The sequence below is a fragment of the Thalassospira sp. ABL2_045 genome (genome assembly GCF_056161285.1).
On sequence record NZ_JBSWYV010000002.1, the window covers coordinates 198,131 to 216,578 of the forward strand.

Here is an 18,448-nt window from a genome sequence, read left to right on the forward strand (position 1 = left end):
AAACGTCACTCACGGGCCGTGCGCATGCATGTTCTTACAGCGCCAGCCAGCGTGGAATGAAGAACATCAAGCTCAAATTCGCGCAGACTCGCAAAGACTCGCAGATTTCCGCGCCTTCCCGGATCTTCCCTTGCCCAACAACGGCGTTCTTGTTCCCGTTCCTCGCTAAAAACGAGAACATTTGTGAACACAATTTATTCTTTTAATATCAATATTTTATAAGATTACACGCCCATTTGTTCCAATTTTGTTCTTGCTGGAACAAAATCAGAACAGTATGGTTTGTTCAGACAGATTGAGGAGGACAGACCATGTTGAAACTGATTGATAACCCGACCCGCTTGAACGAGCTTTGCAGCACGGTCGCCGTTGTCGGCAGTACAGGATTTTTCCTGTTCGTCATCGGACTTGGCATGGCTCAAACCCTTCGCGGTCTGATCTAGGAATTCCCAACACACGTTATCTGTGTTTCTGAGGCCCGGACCATAAGCCACCAAAGCTTTTGTCCATCACGGGCGTCTGACCGGCAGGCAACCCCGCACCCAAACCCTGTCCCGCCTGTCGGTCAGACCTTCCCTACGCCCGGCCTTCCCCAACAAGGCCTCAGTAATCGCAATAATATTTCCGCATACTGGCGCCGCTATTTCCCCGATAGCGGTGCTTTTTTTTGGTTTGGGCGAACCTGGCACCAGGACCCATCTGCCAAAAATGTGAGGAATGCTCATATTTAAGGGAACCCTTCCCGTGCGCGATATTGCCTGAAGGCTGAGAAAAACAATTATTGCAACGCAACAACTTACGCTGCATTGCAAAATTTCACTCGACAAAACGGGGAAATTTCGCTTGAATCAGGGTGAAAAATGACAATTTGGTCTTTCATCATACTTAATGGCTATTGCAAGTAAGCTGAACTCACGTAGGCTTCGTGGCAATTACTGGATTTCTGAACACTGCTAACCAGCCCTATTCCGCTGCGCACCAGATCAGCCCACGCCAAATGGCGGGTCTGACCAGAATCCTGAAAAACGCCAAGCTGCGCGCGCAAACTGCGGTGTGTCAGCTGAAACAGGATGAAAGCCGTAAACCAGGTCGGTGACCACATAAACGTTTGTCGGTCACCCGGGAGTGAGAGTTAATGCTGTATCACCTTTATGAATTGCAGCACGCCACAATAAGCCCGCTTCGCATGGCCGCTGATGCCAGCAAGAAGTGGCTGCGCAATCCGGCCAACCCGATGTCCTATACCCATCAGGGTCGGGCCGCGGCCGCAGCATGTGACGTGTTCACCCATATCACCCATCGTTACGGCAAACCGGAATTCGGTCTGGACAGCACGGTGATTGACGGCGAGACCGTACCGATCACCGAAGAAGTCGTTCACAGCGAAGCTTTTTGCAATCTGTTGCATTTCAAGCGCGAGACCGACCATCTGAAAACGCAACCCGATGACCCGCGCCTGTTGATCGTCGCCCCGCTTTCCGGGCACTTTTCAACCCTGCTGCGTGGCACGGTCGAGGCGTTGCTGCCCGATCATGACGTCTATATCACCGACTGGATTGATGCCCGTCTGGTGCCGGTTCATCTCGGCCATTTCGATCTTGATACCTATGTCGATTATATCATGCGCTTCTTGCGCAAGCTTGGCCCGAACACCCACATGATGGCGGTGTGCCAGCCTTCTGTGCCGGTGGTTGCGGCAGCGTCGCTGATGGCGGACGGTAACGAAGCCTGCCAGCCGGCATCGATGACCCTGATGGGCGGGCCGATCGATACACGCGAAAACCCGACCGAGGTCAACAAGTTCGCCAAACAGCACAGCCTGGACTGGTTTGAACGCCATGTGATTTCGCACGTGCCGCTGCCCCATGCAGGTGTGATGCGCCGGGTTTATCCGGGCTTCATGCAGCTGGCCGGGTTCATGAGCATGAACTGGGACCGTCACGTTTCAGCCCATCACGACATGTTCAACCACCTTGTCGAAGGCGATGGTGAAAGCGCCGAAGCAAAACGCACTTTCTATCAGGAATATCTCGCCGTGATGGATATGACGGCCGAGTTTTATCTTCAGACACTAAAGGTCGTGTTCCACGAACACAGCCTGCCCGAAGGCACCATGCGCTGGCAGGGTGTGCCGGTCGATCCGTCTGCCATCACCAAAACCGCCCTTCTGACCGTCGAAGGCGAACGCGATGACATTACCGGCATGGGCCAAACACGGGCTGCGCACAAGCTGACCACCAATCTGCCAGACAGCATGCGCATGCATCACGTTCAGCAGGGTGTCGGGCATTATGGCGTGTTTAACGGCCGTCGCTGGCGCGAACAGATCAGCCCGCGGATCAAGGATTTCATCCGCCGTCACGATCATGAGGGCAAAGGCGCGCGCAGCGCACCCAACGTTACCCACATTAACGCTGCCGAATAAGGCACCTAAGACTCAAAGCAAAAAGCCGCCCGCTGCAAAACGGGCGACTGTTTTGTATGCTGACACGGGCTATTCGACTGTGTATTCCGGCTGAACCCGACCATCATCGACCGACCCGCCATAGATCCCGTCGCCGTAAGGATATTGTTCGACCGGGTTAAGAGTATCAACAAGGTGGGCGAACACATCCGATGCACTGGCCTTCCAGGCACTGATGGCGCCGATGATCACCGGATTTGCAGCACCATCAAGCAGCGCAATTGCCGCATCAATATCGTCATTGGTCACCGCATTCTGGTCATCACGCAGCGGCAGATGCACGCCGATGACCTGATCGTCCTTGATCCCCATCAGTCCGATGCAGGATGTAAACTTTGTGAACATGACCGTATCGGCCTTTGCCCATTGCAACTCGGCAACGGCCTGTGCGTCCTGGGCCTCGCTATATGCAAACGCCATTTTGAAATCCTTTGTGCTTGTGATGGAAATAGCTTTCGACGACGCGTCACCCAAGCACATGTGAACCGCCGCAACGGCCACGCCGTAACCAGAATATCAACCACAGCAACGAGCCCGCCAACATGAGCACCCTGCCCGCATTTGAACGCTTCCCCCAAGATGGTCTTGCCGTGGTTTGTGGCGCAACAGGTGGCATCGGACAGGCTTTTGTGGATCATTTGCGGGCCAGCAATCGGTTTGCAGGTGTGATCGCGCTGTCACGGTCGAGCAGCCCGGCGCTTGACTTTGATCGTCCAAGCTCCGTTGCCGAATGCGCCGATTTCATCAAAACGCTTGGTGGGGAGTTGCGGCTGATCATTGATGCCACCGGCTACCTGCATGACGAGACGTTTCAGCCCGAAAAATCCCTGCGTCAAATCGATCCGGACTATATGGCCAAGCAGTTTCAGATCAACGCCATTGGTCCCGCGCTTTTGATGCAGCATTTCTGTCCGCTTCTGCCGCGATCGGGCAAATCGGTGTTTGCCACCCTGTCGGCCAAGGTCGGCAGCATCGGCGATAATCGCATGGGCGGCTGGTATGGCTATCGCGCCGCCAAGGCCGCCCTTAATCAGTTGGTGAAATGCACCGCGATTGAAATCGAACGCAACAAACGCGAGGCCGTCTGTGTCGCCCTGCATCCAGGCACGGTTGATACCGGGCTTTCCGGGCCGTTTGCCAAATCCGGCCTTCGGGTACAAAGCCCGCTTGAGGCGACGGCGAATATGTTAGGGGTGCTTGATAAACTCACCGCAGAAAACTCCGGCGGGTTCTTTGCCTATGACGGTGAGGCGCTGCCTTGGTAGCAGCGCTTAACCCGCAAGCAGACCAGTCAGAAGCGCGTGCTGAAGCAAAATGACCGTCTTGGCATCGCGGATGCGGCCATCGGTGATCATTGGCAGGATGTCATCGAACGGGACTTCGAGAACGTCGATATCCTCGCCCTCGTGATGCAGGCCACCGCCCTCGCCTTCGCGATGCTCGCGGGTGACTTCGGCGACGAACAGATGCAGGCGTTCGGTAACCGATCCCGGGCTCATGAAAAGATCAAAGACCTGCACGGGCTTGCCGATCTTGTAGCCCGTTTCTTCCTCGACCTCGGCAATCACGGCCGACATCGGATCGCGGTCATCAAGGACACCGGCCGGAACCTCGATCAACAGGCCGTCTTCATTGCCATTCACGAAACTTGGCAAACGGAACTGCCGGGTCAAGATCACGGTGCGATCAGTAAGGTTATACAGCAACACACCAGCCCCGTTGCCGCGATCATAGGCCTCGCGCGATTGATGTTGCCATGATCCGTCGGTGCGTTTCAGCTCAAAGCCCACACGATACAGGCGATACCAGTTATCCGACAGGCAATCGATTTCCTGCACCTGCACGTGATCCTGCTTGGGGATCGACCAGCCATTTGGAAGATCGGGATCGGACACAGGGATGTTCCTTTGTGCTGTCACCTAGCGATTGAGAAAAGCCGAAAGGGTCAGCAAGACAGCCTCGGGCTTTTCGGCATGGACCCAGTGGCCCGCCCCCTTGATGCTGGTAAAGGCGGCCTTTGGGAACAGCGCCTTGATCTGATCGCGGTCCTTGGGGTCGACATAGTGCGAATTGGCCCCGGCGATAAACAGCACATCATGATCATACTGATCAGAAAGCCCGTCTTCGGGCCAACCGGTAATATCATCCAGGTGATTGGCCATGGCATCGATATTGACCTGCCAGGACATCTTGCCGCTGTCCTTGTCGGTCACGACGTTCTGGGCCAGGAACTGCCGCACGCCTTTTTCCGAAACACCTGATGACAGGGCTTCTTCGACCTCGGCCCGGCGCGACACCGCATCGAAGTCAACCGCGCGCATGGCAGAGATATAGCCACTGTAATCGTGATCATAGACCACGGGCGCGACATCCACGACCACCAGATCAGCGACCAGTTCGGCTTCCGAGGAAAGGGCCAGCATCATTGATGCCTTGCCGCCCATGGAATGGCCGACCAGATGCACCGGTTTATCTGAAACTTCGCGGATCAGTTCTGCCAGATCGCCCGCCATGGCGGGATAGGTCATTTCCATATCCCAGCCCGATCGTCCGTGATTGCGCAGATCTGCGGTAACGACGTGATATTTCTCGGCCAGACGCCGAGCAATGGCCGTCCAGTTGCGGGCCTGACCAAACAGGCCATGGATGATCACGACGGTACCGTTGTCACGGTTTTCTTCGCCAAAGGCGTAATGGGCAAGCTTCATAAACACCAACTTCTGCGCGTTTCGAACGGGGTCGATCCCCTTTAATAACGATGCAAACCGCGAAGGTGAAGGGCACAAACAAAAACGCCCTCGCAACATCATGATGCGAGGGCGTTTTTAAGCGTACCGTTTACACGGTCGCAGGGCTTGGTTGAGCAGCGCGATCAGGCGCCAGCAGCAACACCGCCGTGCGGTTTGTTGTGCGTGCCAAACAGGCCACCAACTTTGCGTACAAGTGCGACAAGCATATTGCGCATCGCCTGTGCACGAAGATGTTCAGCTTCACGCTGCAGGGCAACCAGATCATAACCACGATACATTTTCATGTCCGTTTCCTCTTAAAAGCATCCGGCGTTGTTCCCGCCGGGGTTTCGCTGTGTGTTTCGTTAAATCCGATGTACGCCTGTTTGCGCATTCCTACGAGAAGAGTTTTCTCACCTCAAATATGCATTTGACGCATACCTATTTACCCGGATGTCATTTTTTCATCATGCATAATTAACATGTTTGTTTCATGACAAATAAAACGCTCATTTCCCTTGGGGTTTTGGCCGAAATCTCCCAACACGCAACGGATCGAGCAACACGGAGAAATGGAATACCACGGCCAAAAACGCGTTCAGCGCCTCAACCGCAGAAGAAAAATCATGGGAAAATGTTTTTCACAGGCGGGATTTTCTTCGGATTTGATGAATTTGACCCACGTTTTCGCCAGACTCCGACCAAACATTTTTGCATAGCTTAGCCAAAACACAAAAACGGCAACACCATTACCCGGTATTGCCGTTTTACGATCCTTGATTTCAGGCTTAAATTGAGGCCTCCCACTTACGCGGGCGGGTTCAAAACCTAAAGCGCGTAATTGAGGTATTTAGGTTCAAGATATTCCTCAAGCCCCCAATGCCCGCCTTCGCGACCCTGACCACTTTCCTTGACCCCGCCAAACGGCGCCCCTTCGTGGCTGGTGGTGCCATCATTGATGCCGACCACGCCGGTTTCAAGCCGATCGGCCAGACGTTGAATACGCCCAACATCGCGGCTGTAGATATATGACGACAGGCCGGTATTTACACGATTGGCGAGGGCAATCACTTCGTCCTCGGTGCTGAACCGATAGACGGGCGCGACCGGGGCAAACAGTTCCTCGTCAAAGCAATCCGCATCATGGGGCACATCGGTCATGACCAGCGGGCGGGTAAAGAAGCCTTCTTCGGGCAGTGCGGCACCATGGATCAGGGTCGCACCACGCTTTTGGGCATCGGCGACAAGGCGCTCGACCTTTGCCACAGCCTGCCGATTGATCAGCGGACCCAATTCTGTGCCGGGCACGAAACCATTGCCCATGGTCTGGGCGTTGCTGGCGGCGACGAACTTTTCGACAAAGGCATCATAAAGCCCGTCCTGCACAAATATCCGGTTGGCACAGACACAGGTCTGCCCACTGTTGCGGAACTTTGAAATCATCGCACCGGCAACAGCCGCATCAAGATCGGCATCGTCCATGACGATAAAGGGCGCGTTGCCGCCAAGCTCAAGGGAAAGCTTTTTCATCGTCGGCGCACATTGTTCCATCAGTCGTTTGCCGACCGCGGTTGATCCGGTGAAGGACAGCATGCGCACACGCTGATCGCCTGTAAGCGCCTCGCCAATCGGATGCGGAAGGCCGGTGACCACGTTAAACACACCGGCCGGAAAACCGGCCCGCTCGGCCAGTTTGGCAGCCGCCAACGCAGAAAGCGGGGTATCTTCGGCCGGTTTGACGATGACGGTACAGCCCGCCGCCAGTGCCGGGGCGCATTTGCGCACCACCATGGTCAGCGGGAAGTTCCAAGGTGTGATCGCGGCAACCACGCCCACCGGGTGCTTTTGCACGACAACACGACGATCACGCTGGGTGGCTGGCATGGTTTGACCATAGGCCCGCTTGGCCTCTTCGCTATACCATTCGGCATAAGCAATTGCCCCGACCACCTCACGAAGTGCCTGATCAAGGGGCTTGCCCTGCTCAAGCGTAATCAGGGCAGCCAGTTCTTCCTGATGGGCTTCGAGAAGATCGCGCCAGCGATGCAGGATATCGGCACGTTCGCGTGCCAGCATCCCGGACCAGGCCGGAAAGGCCGCATGGGCGGCATCAATCGCCTGACGGGCTTCGGCGGTACGCATAAACGGGACCGCCCCAATCACATCGCCCTTTGCCGGGTCCACAACATCAAGGGTTTCACGGCTGTCTGCGGTGCGCCACACACCATTGATATAAGCGTGCTTCAGGTTCCAGTCCCGAATGACAGCACGCGCACGTGCGCGCCCTTCACGGATCAGAGCATCCTGCGTCTGCGGTTCCGGGGCAGATTGGGTGGTTGGCGGGGTGTTGCTGGTGGCAGCAGGCATGGGCGAAGGTTTCCTCGGCGCGCGGCAACAAAAAAATCATCGTGATCACGCGCTTGTGATTACAGTTTCGGGGGCGTTGCTGGGACACTAAGCCTTTCGGCGGGCTCATGGCAACAACATGCTTACATCTCAATATAATAATTTTAAACTGAGCGCTGCATCCCGAGAGATACGTTATCGCGTTTTGAGAAGAGAGAACACACGATGAAGAAGCTCCTTACTGCAGGAATCCTTGGCTCTATGATGGTCGTGGGTGCCGCTTTCCCGATGATGGCACAGGCTGACGAAGCATCCGACAATGCGGCCGTTGAAAACCGCAAGATGCTGATGGATGGAGTCGGCGGTGCAATGGGCACGCTTGGTTGCTATATGAAGGGCCAGTGTGAACTGCCCGACCCGGTTCTGGGCAATCTGGCGAAGGGCATTGCCTTTGCTGCCGGTTCCGGCCCGACCGCGTTTGAGCCGCAGACCCCGGATGCATCCGTCAAAACCACGGCAAGTGGCGACATCTGGACCGACTGGGATGAATTCGCCGGCGGTTTCCCGGAAATGCAGCAAGCCGCCCTCGCCCTTGCGGAAGCGGTTGGCGACAAGGGTGCGATGGGGGCTGCCATGGGCAATCTTGGCAAGACCTGCAAAGGCTGCCACGACGAATTCCGCACCAAGTAACATTTTGCCTTGTCGCCCGCCTCACCCCGGGCGACCGCCCCTGATCAGATGCCCCCCCCCCATGCACTGTCCCCCAACAGCGCAACCGAGATTCTGATCAGGGGCCTTTTCTTCCAAAAGCAAAGGCCAACGTCATGCTCCCGCGACGTTGGCCTTTTTGTTTTGCGCATCACAGAAATCATCGGCGCTATGTAGTCAGGTCCTGACCCTGGGCTTATCCGCGGGCTAGGGTAATGCCACCCCAAACCGCCAAGGCACAGATTATCAGGATCGCAAGCCCCAATGCAGGTGACGCAAAGCGAATGGCAGCAAAACGCCCAGCCAGCTCAGCGGGCACCTGGCGCGTACCGATCACCATGGCCCGGATCAGGTTTTCGCGTTTGACCACCAGATAAAACACAGCGGCAAAGACATGCAGTCCGACGGCGGCATAGATCAGATTGATATTGGTGTGGTGGATCCAGTTCATGGTGCCGGCAAAGTCGGAACTGACATAAGCTACCAGCGGACCATCAAAGAACAGGAAGGTATCCTCGCTGGCAAACAGGCCCGAGACGGCCTGCAAACCGACCAAAATAATCAGTACCGCCACCATCCAGCCCCCTGCCGGATTGTGCCCGGCATAGGTCAGATCGGACATCGTCCCGTTCGGGATCTTCAGCATGTAATTGATCACGCGCTTGGGGCCGGTCAGGAAGTCCGCAAAGCGGGCGTTTGAACTGCCAACAAAGCCCCAGATGATGCGAAAGATCACAAGTACGAGCACGCTGTAACCGGCAATCGCGTGGATATCAATCATCACCTGCCGGTTGGTCCACCAAGCCGTCACAATGGCGATGACAAGGGCCCAGTGAAACAGGCGGACCGGGAAATCCCAGAGTTTGACTTTTGTTTCTTCTGATGTCGGGTTGCTCATCGGGCCTCTCTCTTTGCGCGATCAGTGGTTTTCAAATTCAAGAAAACGCCATACAGCACTGTCCAACAGGAAACTTAAAAACACATCAATTTTCAAAGCTTGGCACAGGCCTGACAACAGACTAGCGCCAACCCGTGGTTATCACATTGCGAAAACGTAAAATTTTGCAAATTCGTGATTCTTTATTTGAAATTCATTATCACAAGCAGTATCAGTTAGACGGAAGCATAGTGATCAGGGTCACAATCCGGGCGCGCACTTTATGGTGTGCACAGGATGGTTTCACTCTGGTCCTCGGGGCACTAGGCCCTTGGCTCACCATTCAGGGATAGATGGGAACTCCTATGAAGATCGCAAAGATTCTGGGTACGGCCGCGCTGGTCTCTACCCTTGGCGCGCAGGCATATGCCGCACCGGGCGCAAAAGATGTGCTGACCACCTATGCCGACATCGCGCATGCCGGTTACGAAGATTCACTGATCACCGCCAAGGAACTGCAGGCAGCGATTGACGACCTGGTCGCCAACCCGTCAGCAAGCACCTTTGATGCGGCAAAGTCGGCATGGCTGGCATCGCGCGCACCGTATCAGCAGACCGAAGTTTATCGCTTTGGCAATGCCATCGTCGATGACTGGGAAGGCAAGGTTAACGCATGGCCGCTTGATGAAGGCCTGATCGACTATGTCGAAACCGGTCTTTACGGCGAAGAAAGCGAAGAAAACCCGGCTTACACCGCCAACGTCATTGCCAACCCGACCCTGACCATTTCGGGCGAAACCATTGATGCATCGACCATTGATGCAGATCTGCTTGAAAGCCTGCATGAAATTGATGACGTCGAAGCAAACGTTGCGACCGGTTACCATGCCATTGAATTCCTGCTTTGGGGTCAGGACCTCAACGGGACCGATGCCGGTGCCGGTGAACGTAAATGGACCGACTATGCAGCTGGTGATGCCTGCACCAACGGCAATTGCGACCGTCGTGGTGAATACCTTCAGGCGGCAGCCGATCTGATGGTTTCCGATCTGGAATGGATCACCGAACAGTGGGCCGAAGGCGGCGAAGCACGTGAAACCGTTCTTGAAGGTGACGGCGTTCCGGGCCTGACCGCGATTGTGACCGGCATGGGTTCGCTGTCTTATGGCGAACTGGGCGGCGAGCGTACCAAGCTTGGCCTGCTGCTGCATGATCCTGAAGAAGAGCATGATTGCTTCTCGGACAACACCCACAACAGCCACTACTATGACGCGCTGGGCATCCAGAACGTTTATCTTGGCCGTTACACCCGTGTTGACGGTTCGGTCGTCGAAGGCGCATCGCTTTCCGATCTGGTTGCAGCCAATGACGAAGCGCTTGATACCGAACTGCGCGCCAAGCTGGCTGCATCGGTTGTTGCCGGTAAAGTCATGGTCACCCGCGCAAAGGGCGGCGAAGCCTTTGACCAGCTGATCGCCATGGGCAACGAAGATGGCAATGCCGTCGTTCAGGCCTTTGTTGATGCGCTTGTCGACCAGACCAAATCGATCGAACAGATCATTGCCGCTGTCGGCATTGACAGTATCGAATTCGAAGGTTCGGACAGCCTCGACAATCCGTCTGCAGTGAACTAATCGTTATCATCAGGCACCTGCCTGAATGACAGTGAACGGCGGGGGATGAATTCTCCCGCCGTTTTGCTTTACCTAGGGCTAGGACCTAACAGTTAGAAGACTTCCATGAACCGTCCCGCACGCACTTCCCTGTTTTTGCGCCCGTTCTGGGTGGCAGCCCTTGGCCTTGCCTTGGCGCCGATCGCACTTCAGGCCGAGACAATCGGCAACCCGGCCCTGCCCGGTGGGGAAACAAGTTGGCGTGCTGATCATGGACGCGATGCCTTCATGCATCAATCCGCCAATATGAGCTTTGAAAAGCGGCTTGATTTCAAGCTGGGTGAAGCCCTTTTTCAAAGGTTATGGGTCACCGCCCCCACCCGCACCAAGGCGGCAGACGGGTTGGGACCACTGTTTAATTCGCGGGCGTGCAGTGGCTGTCATATCCGAAATGGCCGCGGACATCCGGTTGATGAAAACGATAGCGCGGCCGGGGCCACATCCATGTTGCTGCGCCTGTCGATCCCGCCGCAAACGGCTGAGCAACTCAGCGATCATCTGGATGGCAGGCGCACCACCATTCCAGATCCGGTTTATGGCGGGCAGTTTCAGGATTTCTCGGTTGCAGGCATCAATGCCGAAGGCCGGGTCAAGGTCAGCTACGAGACCATGGACGTCACGCTTGCCGGGGACGAGTCCGTCAGCTTGCGCAAACCGACCTATGAGATGACCAATCTGGCCTACGGGCCACTGCATCCCGATATCATGGTCTCCCCGCGGCTTGCCCCGCCAATGATCGGGCTTGGCCTGCTGGAAGCAATCCCAGAAAGCACCCTGATTGCGGCCAGTGATCCGCAGGACGCAGACGGCGATGGCATTTCAGGGCGGCTTAATCAGGTTTGGGATATTGCAAAGGAAGACATGGCGATTGGCCGCTTTGGCTGGAAGGCCGGCATGCCGACCCTTGATCAGCAAAACCAGAATGCGTTTCAGTTTGATATCGGCCTTTCAACCCCGCTTTTCCCGAATGGCAGCGGGGACTGCACCATGGCGCAAACGGCCTGCCTCAATGCGCCAGATGGCAATGACCAGGAATTCGAAGGCCTCGAAGTTCATTCCGTCATGACGGACCTTGTATTGTATTACGCGCGCAACATAGCCCCGCCAGCCCGGCCCAAGGCCAATGATGCGGACGTCGTCGCGGGCGAGGCAATCTTTGAGGCAATTGGGTGCGCATCATGCCATACGCCGCACTTTGAATTGCCCGAACGTGCTGACCTGCCCGAACAATCCGGACAGGTGATCTGGCCATACACAGACCTGTTGCTCCATGACATGGGAGACGGCCTTGCCGACCACCGGCCAGAGGCACAAGCATCCGGCCATGAATGGCGCACCCCGCCGCTTTGGGGGATTGGCCGCGCGCAGGAAATAGATCCCCGCGCACGCTTCCTGCATGACGGGCGGGCGAGAAGCATTCTTGAAGCCATCCTGTGGCATGGTGGCGAGGCCCAAAGCGCGCGCGATGAGGTCACAAAGCTGCCACCATCAGAGCGCAGTCAGTTGCTGGCGTTTCTAAAGTCCTTGTGACGCGTTATATGTTGCGGAACAAGATACCCAGTCAGATGCCAAAACACGTGAATATCGGGAAAAGTCACATGATCTTCAAACCCAGTTGGCGCAGCTTGTCGCTTTCAACCACGACCATTCTTGCTGTTGGGTTGAGCGCCCCCGGTGCCAACGCCGATATCCCCGATGAGAGCTATCAGCCGGTTCTGGCGCATTTGCTGGGCACGGTTATGCCGCCCAAGCTTGATGAATTTCACGCGGCGACCGAAGACCTGGCCGATGAATTCCAGGATTTCTGTGCCGATCCGGATGATGACGGACTTGAAGACACCAAGACCGCCTTTCACGGGGCAATGGATATCTGGCAGGAAATCCAGCCCTGGCGCATGGGACCGCTGGTTGCCAATGGCCGCGATCAGCATATCGAATACTGGCCGGACAAACATGGCACGGCCGCGCGGCAGTTTCGCAAGCTGATGTTTGACAAGCCAGCTGCCTATACCGATCCCGAAAAGCTTGCCGGTGCCAGTGCCGCGCTTCAGGGTTTCCCGGCCCTTGAAGAAGTGCTGTTCGCCGATGATCACGGTGATCAGATGATTGCGGCTGATGAAGACGGCGTGTTCCTGTGCCAGTACGGCACTGCGATTGCCACCAACCTTGTTGCTCTGTCAGGCGAGTTGCAGGCCGAATGGCCCGCCTTTGCCACCGCGATGGAAAATGCCGGGCCCGACAGCATGGATTATCCCAGCGCGAAGTTCGCCGCGACCGATCTTTACCGTGCCCTGCATGAAGGGCTTTTGATCATCTCGACCCAGAAGCTTGCCCGACCGCTTGGTGAAAATGCCGAGGATGCCCGTGCCAGCCGTTCCGAAAGCCCGCTTGCGGAACGGTCGCTTCGCAATATCGAACATAACCTGATTGGTCTGTTTGCGATCTATGACGGCACGTGGGGCGATGTCGGCGAAGAAGGCAAGGGATTGGCTGCCCTGATTGATAACAGTCTTCTCAATCGCTCCTTCAAGCTCAATTGGCAGACGGTTGCTGACACGGTTGCTGAACTGCCGCCGTCGGTCGCAGAGGTCCTTGATCAGTCAGATGGCTATGCCACGCTCGCCGACCTCAAAGGGCAGATCGAATTCCTGACCATGCTTGTTGAAAACGATGTTGGCGGCAATACCCAGCTTGGCGGTGGCTTTAACGCCCTTGATGGCGATTAAGGCACACTGGAGAGGAGATCAAAGATGGAATATCAACGTCGTAGATTCCTGAAGCTTATGGGTGTTGGTGGGGCCTTTACCCTGTTGCCGGTCGGCCTTGCCCGTGCGGCTGCCCAGCCAAACCCGGAAGACCGCGCAGTTTATATTTCCGCCAGTGCCGGGGAGCATGATGACTATTATGTCAGCGCGTTTAGCGCATCGGGCAAAATCCTGTTTGAGCAGACCCTGCCCGGCCGTGGGCATGATATCGGGCTTCGCCCCAACCATGTTGATGTGGCCGCCGTTGAACGCCGTCCGGGGCTTTATGGCCTGATCCTTGACCGCCATACCGGCGAAGTTCGCGCCAAACTGCATTGCCCGGAAGACCGCCGGTTTTATGGCCATGCCATCTATTCCAATGATGGGCGCTATCTTTACATCACCGAAAACGACTTTGATCATGCCCGCGGGGTTGTTTCCGTCTGGGATGCCGAGGATGGCTATCGCCGGGTGGCGGAGTTTGACAGCTTTGGCACCGGGCCGCATGAACTGCATCTGATGCCGGATGGCGAACATCTGGTGATTGCCAATGGCGGCCTGCATACCCATCCCGATCAGGATGGCCGCACCCCGCTTAATATCAGTTCGATGGAACCGAACCTGTCGATCATTGAACGGCGCACGGGAAAGCTTGTCCATCAGGCAGCCCTCAAACAGGATTGGCACAAACTTTCGATCCGCCATCTTGATGTCGCCGCCAATGGCACGATTGCCGCAGGCTTCCAGTATCAGGGCGATCTGACTGATCAGGTGCCACTTGTCGGTATCTGGAAACCGGGGTCGGAAATCCGCCCGGTCGAGGCACCCGACACGGTTCAATACCGCATGCGGCAATATTGCGGATCGGTCCGTTTTGATGCATCGGGACAGGTATTTGGCATTTCATGCCCGCGGGGGGGGCTTGTGACATTCTGGGATGCGCAAACCAATGACTTCCTGACCCATATTGCCGCCCCGGATGGCTGCGGCCTTGCCGCCACGAATCAGCCCGGCGAATTTGTCGGCACCAGCGGCCTTGGCAATGGCTGGCGGATGGACGCGATTCGCCGAAAACGGGTCGAACTGCCCGACGATTCGCACAAATCGCTGCATTGGGACAACCATTTGCGGCGTATTCAGGCCTGATCAGGGCAATCGGCAAGACATTCAAAACCCGCACAAACCGTGCGGGTTTTGTTATTTAACAGCGCTGAAAACCGCAGAAAACCGCCCCCTTAACCGACTGTTCTTATCGGGATATTTACATCAGCAAATACTCAACCAAAAATTTTACGCAAATGAGAACGATTTTCACTTGCGCTGCATTTGGAGCTCACCTATAACGGTTCTCGACACAGCCCGCGAATGCAACCCATTCGCATTTGTCCCCAAAACGGCTTGTCTCTCGCCTACGGGTCCTCTCTCTCCGTAGGTCTCTCAAGGTGGAAAAGCGGTGGTTATCGATGCGGGAAACGATAACCGCCGCTTTCTCTTTTCGGGGACTGATTTCCATTCCGAAGACATGCAGAAACAAAAACACCCGGATGTTCAATCCGGGTGAGCGCAGAAGATATATGTCTTGTTGGGTCAGACCGTCTTGGAAAGCTTGTCACCGGCCGCCTGAAGAACGTTTTTGTAAAGCCCGTAGTTTTCGCGCGCGTCATCCTTTGGCGCGACGATACATAGCGTTGCTGAACAAATACCACTCTGATCATAGACCGGTGCGGCGAAGCAATGCGTGAAGGTATCAACGATGCTGTCGAACGAGAAAAAGCGTTCTTCATGTGCACGACGGATCTCGGCAATATAGGCATCGATATCCATTTGACGCCCATCGGGCAGGATAAAGTCTTCTGCCGGGATCAGGTCGCGGATTTCCTGATCATCAAGATGCCCCAGCAACAACCGACCAGACGCCGTCCAGGGGATGGCTGTGCGTTCGCCAACATCGGCAGAGATGCGAAATGGGCGACTGCCCTCTCGCTGAAGGGCGACGGTATATTTGTTGCCGTCCAGCATACAGAACTGCGACGTTTCCTTGGTGCTGGCGGTGATTTCATCCAGCACGCCAGCCGCCTGACGGGTCAGGTCGAAATAGTCGCGATAGGCAAGTCCCAGAAAATAAACCCGCCGACCGAGAAAGACCGAACCATGGGCATCGGTCGTCTCAAGCATGCCATGATCAATCAGTGTTCCGATCAGATCATAGACCGTAGAAGTCGGCGCCCCCAAGGCTTGGGCGATCTCGGCGGGACGCTGAGAGGTTTTGACATCACGCAGATGGTCAAGAATATCGAACGCACGATCAATCCCACGCGCACGCTTTCGTACCTGCTGTTCTGCCATAAACCCCTCTCTTAACGTCTTAGCGCAATAGTTGCAGACAGTTATGCCTTACGGAAGGCAATGCAGTCGACCTCTACTTTGCAATCAACAACCATTGACGACTGGACACAAGCACGTGCCGGGGGATTTTCGCCAAAATATTCCTCGAACACGCCGTTGAAGGACCAGAAATCACGCGCGTCATCAAGCCAGACACCGATACGCATGATGTCAGCCGCGCTGTAACCGGCGTCTTCGACGATTTTGAGCATGTTCTCGATCGCGATACGGGACTGTTCAACGATGCCGTTACCAACAACTTCACCGTCACGCATCGGGGTCTGGCCCGATACATACAGCCATCCGTCGGCTTCGGTTGCCTTGGCAAACGGCAGTGCCTTCTGACCGTTGCCCTTACCTTCGCCAACACCGTGTCTTTTAATGCTCATTAAAAATATCTCCTCGTTCTCAAAATTCTGAATTTGCAAGGAAGCCCTGCAAACGTTCGGTTTTCGGCGCGCCGAAAATTTCTTCGGGGGTGCCTTCTTCGTGAATGCGTCCCTGATGCATGAAGACGACCTTGCTTGAAACATCGCGCGCAAAACGCATCTCGTGCGTCACAAGCAACATGGTCATGCCCTCATTGGCCAGATCGCGAACAACGGCCAGCACCTCTGCGACCAATTCGGGATCAAGGGCCGACGTCACTTCGTCAAACAGCATGATTTGCGGGTTCATGGCGATGGCACGTGCGATTGCCACGCGCTGCTGCTGCCCACCGGAAAGCTGACCGGGATAGTGATCGCGACGTTGGCCCATCCCGACACGCTCAAGCCACTTTTCAGCAACTGCGCGGGCTTCGTCCTTGGGCATTTTCTTGGTCTTGATCAGACCCAGCATGACATTGCGAAGGGCTGTCATATGCGGGAACAGGTTGAATTGCTGAAACGCCATGCCGGTCATGGCACGCTGACGGGCAATTTCGCGTTCTGGCAGGCGACGTCGCTGACCACCGTCCTGCTTGTAACCGATGGATTGACCAGCCAGTTCAATCGAGCCCTGCTCGAAGTCTTCGAGAAGGTTCACACAGCGCAAAAGCGTGGTTTTACCCGAACCGGACGATCCGATCAGCGAAACGACGTCGCCTTGCTGCATGGTCAGATCGATGCCCTTGAGGACTTCGACCTTGCCGAAACTTTTGTGAAGGCCGGAAATAGTCAAAATTGGGGACATGATTGCCTCTTTATGGGATCGAAATGCGGCGTTCGACGGCACGACCGGCCTGCTCGATCACGAAGTTCAAAAGGAAATAGACAAAGCCCGCAAAGAGATAGAACTCAAGGCTGAGATAGGTGCGCGAGATAACCTGCTGCGTGGCGAGAAGAAGCTCGACAACGCCAATGATCGACAAAAGCGTCGATGCCTTGACGATCTCGGTCGCCGTATTGACCCAGGTTGGCAGGATTTGACGCAAGGCTTGCGGCAGCAGCACATAAACAAAGGTTTGTCCGAATGTCAGACCAACGGATTTGGCTGCCTCGGTCTGACCTTGTGGAATGGCGGACAAAGCGCCTCGGACGATCTCGCCAACATGCGAAGAACAAAACAGCGTAAGTGCGAGAACACCGGCCTGAAACGCCGTCAGGTCAAGACCAACTACCGACAGAATGTAGAAACACGCCAGGATCAGCACGAACACCGGCGTTCCACGCAAGAAGTCGATATACAAGCGCACGATAAAGCGCAGCCATTTCGCGCCGTAAGTCATCGCCAAACCGACAAACACGCCAAGGATCGAACCAAGCACGACCGATGCCACAGATATCAGGATGGTATCGCCCAAACCCGAAAGCAGGCTGAGCCGCGCGTTCCAAAGTTCAGTCAGGAAAAGAGAAAAGTTCATCTGATACCCCTTTAGCGCGGAACTGCAAGGCGCAGCTCAAGGCGGCGCAGGAGTGCTGCGATCACATAACAGGCAACCACATAGATCATTGAGGCGACCATCCATGTTTCAATCACACGGAAGCTTTCGACATTGATCTTGCGCGCATAAAAGGTCAGCTCCGGCACCGCGATCGCAGCAGCCAGAGACGTGTCCTTGAACAGCGAGATGAAGTTGTTTGAAAGTGACGGCAGCACATTGCGGAACATCACCGGAATGATGATGTTGGTTTTGATCTTGAACTCGGTCAAACCAATTGCAAGCCCCGCTTCACGCAGACCTTTTGGCAACGCCACCAGACCGGAACGGAACACCTCGGCCAGATACGCGCCAGCATAGATCGACAGCGTAAAAACAAAGGACGAGATTTTGTCCAGTGCGATGCCAAGCTGCGGCAGCGCGAAATAGCAAAACAGGATGAGAACAAGGATCGGGGTATTGCGGATCGCGGAGACATAAGCCACCGCGATCCAGCGCAAGGTTTTATGACGCGAAAGCATCCCGAACGCCGCCAGAAGACCGATCCCGCATCCGATCGCAATCGAGACAACGGCCAGAAACAGGCCAAGCCCCAGACCCTCTGCGAGGAGATCCCAGTTACGCCAGATGACGTCAAAATTGAAATCGTAATTCAAAGCGG

The 18,448-nt window shown here is 55.6% G+C and carries 19 protein-coding genes; 8 read left to right on the forward strand and 11 right to left on the reverse strand.

Going from position 1 to position 18,448, the window contains the following annotated elements; translation table 11 throughout:
* Positions 1 to 311 precede the first annotated feature (311 nt).
* Together ACXAIA_RS05075 and ACXAIA_RS05080 are read left to right on the forward strand one after the other, a co-directional pair.
* Positions 312 to 443, forward strand: a complete 132-nt coding sequence (locus ACXAIA_RS05075) for a hypothetical protein (protein WP_255353093.1) — start codon at positions 312 to 314, stop codon at positions 441 to 443.
* 692 nt (positions 444 to 1,135) lie between these two features.
* On the forward strand, positions 1,136 to 2,425 hold the full coding sequence (locus tag ACXAIA_RS05080) for a polyhydroxyalkanoate depolymerase (RefSeq protein WP_475348385.1): 1,290 nt from the start codon (positions 1,136 to 1,138) through the stop codon (positions 2,423 to 2,425).
* A gap of 69 nt (positions 2,426 to 2,494) precedes the next feature.
* On the opposite strand, the gene ACXAIA_RS05085 is transcribed toward ACXAIA_RS05080, so the two are convergent.
* Positions 2,495 to 2,884: a hypothetical protein gene (locus ACXAIA_RS05085; protein ID WP_475348386.1), complete on the reverse strand. Its 390-nt coding sequence runs from the start codon at positions 2,882 to 2,884 to the stop codon at positions 2,495 to 2,497.
* Between the two features lie 122 nt (positions 2,885 to 3,006).
* On the opposite strand from ACXAIA_RS05085, the gene ACXAIA_RS05090 reads away from it, so the two are divergent.
* Complete coding sequence (locus ACXAIA_RS05090; RefSeq protein WP_475348387.1) at positions 3,007 to 3,729, forward strand: SDR family NAD(P)-dependent oxidoreductase; 723 nt, start codon at positions 3,007 to 3,009, stop codon at positions 3,727 to 3,729.
* 6 nt (positions 3,730 to 3,735) lie between these two features.
* Here ACXAIA_RS05090 and ACXAIA_RS05095 read toward each other — a convergent pair whose 3' ends face one another.
* The 4 genes from ACXAIA_RS05095 to ACXAIA_RS05110 all read right to left on the reverse strand — a co-directional run bounded on the left by ACXAIA_RS05095 (position 3,736) and on the right by ACXAIA_RS05110 (position 7,560).
* Positions 3,736 to 4,359 carry an NUDIX domain-containing protein gene (locus ACXAIA_RS05095; protein ID WP_475348388.1) on the reverse strand — a complete coding sequence of 208 codons (624 nt, stop codon included), beginning with the start codon at positions 4,357 to 4,359 and terminating at the stop codon, positions 3,736 to 3,738.
* 24 nt (positions 4,360 to 4,383) lie between these two features.
* Positions 4,384 to 5,172, reverse strand: coding sequence for an alpha/beta fold hydrolase (locus ACXAIA_RS05100; RefSeq protein WP_475348533.1), 789 nt, complete (start codon positions 5,170 to 5,172; stop codon positions 4,384 to 4,386).
* Between the two features lie 164 nt (positions 5,173 to 5,336).
* Positions 5,337 to 5,498: an RSP_7527 family protein gene (locus tag ACXAIA_RS05105; RefSeq protein WP_475346555.1), complete on the reverse strand. Its 162-nt coding sequence runs from the start codon at positions 5,496 to 5,498 to the stop codon at positions 5,337 to 5,339.
* 523 nt (positions 5,499 to 6,021) lie between these two features.
* Positions 6,022 to 7,560, reverse strand: coding sequence for an NAD-dependent succinate-semialdehyde dehydrogenase (locus ACXAIA_RS05110; RefSeq protein WP_475348389.1), 1,539 nt, complete (start codon positions 7,558 to 7,560; stop codon positions 6,022 to 6,024).
* Positions 7,561 to 7,764: 204 nt separating this feature from the next.
* Here ACXAIA_RS05110 and ACXAIA_RS05115 point away from each other — a divergent pair, with 204 nt between their 5' ends.
* Positions 7,765 to 8,229 carry a c-type cytochrome gene (locus ACXAIA_RS05115; RefSeq protein ID WP_475348390.1) on the forward strand — a complete coding sequence of 155 codons (465 nt, stop codon included), beginning with the start codon at positions 7,765 to 7,767 and terminating at the stop codon, positions 8,227 to 8,229.
* A 214-nt stretch (positions 8,230 to 8,443) separates the two neighbouring features.
* Here ACXAIA_RS05115 and ACXAIA_RS05120 read toward each other — a convergent pair whose 3' ends face one another.
* Positions 8,444 to 9,145 carry a cytochrome b/b6 domain-containing protein gene (locus tag ACXAIA_RS05120; RefSeq protein ID WP_475348391.1) on the reverse strand — a complete coding sequence of 234 codons (702 nt, stop codon included), beginning with the start codon at positions 9,143 to 9,145 and terminating at the stop codon, positions 8,444 to 8,446.
* Between the two features lie 344 nt (positions 9,146 to 9,489).
* On the opposite strand from ACXAIA_RS05120, the gene ACXAIA_RS05125 reads away from it, so the two are divergent.
* The 4 genes from ACXAIA_RS05125 (at position 9,490) to ACXAIA_RS05140 (ending at position 14,687) form a co-directional block, all read left to right on the forward strand.
* A complete protein-coding gene (locus ACXAIA_RS05125) occupies positions 9,490 to 10,758 on the forward strand; it encodes an imelysin family protein (RefSeq protein WP_475348392.1) in 1,269 nt (422 codons plus the stop codon).
* 105 nt (positions 10,759 to 10,863) lie between these two features.
* Positions 10,864 to 12,327 (forward strand): di-heme oxidoreductase family protein, encoded by a 1,464-nt coding sequence (locus tag ACXAIA_RS05130; protein WP_475348393.1) that lies wholly within the window; start codon positions 10,864 to 10,866, stop codon positions 12,325 to 12,327.
* 68 nt (positions 12,328 to 12,395) lie between these two features.
* Positions 12,396 to 13,523, forward strand: a complete 1,128-nt coding sequence (locus ACXAIA_RS05135) for an imelysin family protein (RefSeq protein ID WP_475348394.1) — start codon at positions 12,396 to 12,398, stop codon at positions 13,521 to 13,523.
* A gap of 24 nt (positions 13,524 to 13,547) precedes the next feature.
* Positions 13,548 to 14,687 carry a DUF1513 domain-containing protein gene (locus ACXAIA_RS05140; RefSeq protein WP_475348395.1) on the forward strand — a complete coding sequence of 380 codons (1,140 nt, stop codon included), beginning with the start codon at positions 13,548 to 13,550 and terminating at the stop codon, positions 14,685 to 14,687.
* A gap of 441 nt (positions 14,688 to 15,128) precedes the next feature.
* Here the strand turns inward: ACXAIA_RS05140 and ACXAIA_RS05145 are convergent, their stop codons facing one another.
* From ACXAIA_RS05145 to ACXAIA_RS05165, 5 genes are read right to left on the reverse strand one after another with little or no spacing between them, the layout of a single operon-like run.
* Positions 15,129 to 15,887 (reverse strand): IclR family transcriptional regulator, encoded by a 759-nt coding sequence (locus tag ACXAIA_RS05145; protein WP_475348396.1) that lies wholly within the window; start codon positions 15,885 to 15,887, stop codon positions 15,129 to 15,131.
* A gap of 41 nt (positions 15,888 to 15,928) precedes the next feature.
* Positions 15,929 to 16,315, reverse strand: a complete 387-nt coding sequence (locus ACXAIA_RS05150; RefSeq protein WP_044828368.1) for a RidA family protein — start codon at positions 16,313 to 16,315, stop codon at positions 15,929 to 15,931.
* A gap of 19 nt (positions 16,316 to 16,334) precedes the next feature.
* Positions 16,335 to 17,099 (reverse strand): amino acid ABC transporter ATP-binding protein, encoded by a 765-nt coding sequence (locus ACXAIA_RS05155; protein WP_475348397.1) that lies wholly within the window; start codon positions 17,097 to 17,099, stop codon positions 16,335 to 16,337.
* A 10-nt stretch (positions 17,100 to 17,109) separates the two neighbouring features.
* A complete protein-coding gene (locus tag ACXAIA_RS05160) occupies positions 17,110 to 17,769 on the reverse strand; it encodes an amino acid ABC transporter permease (protein WP_475348398.1) in 660 nt (219 codons plus the stop codon).
* A gap of 11 nt (positions 17,770 to 17,780) precedes the next feature.
* A complete protein-coding gene (locus tag ACXAIA_RS05165) occupies positions 17,781 to 18,443 on the reverse strand; it encodes an amino acid ABC transporter permease (RefSeq protein WP_297023265.1) in 663 nt (220 codons plus the stop codon).
* Positions 18,444 to 18,448: the final 5 nt, after the last annotated feature.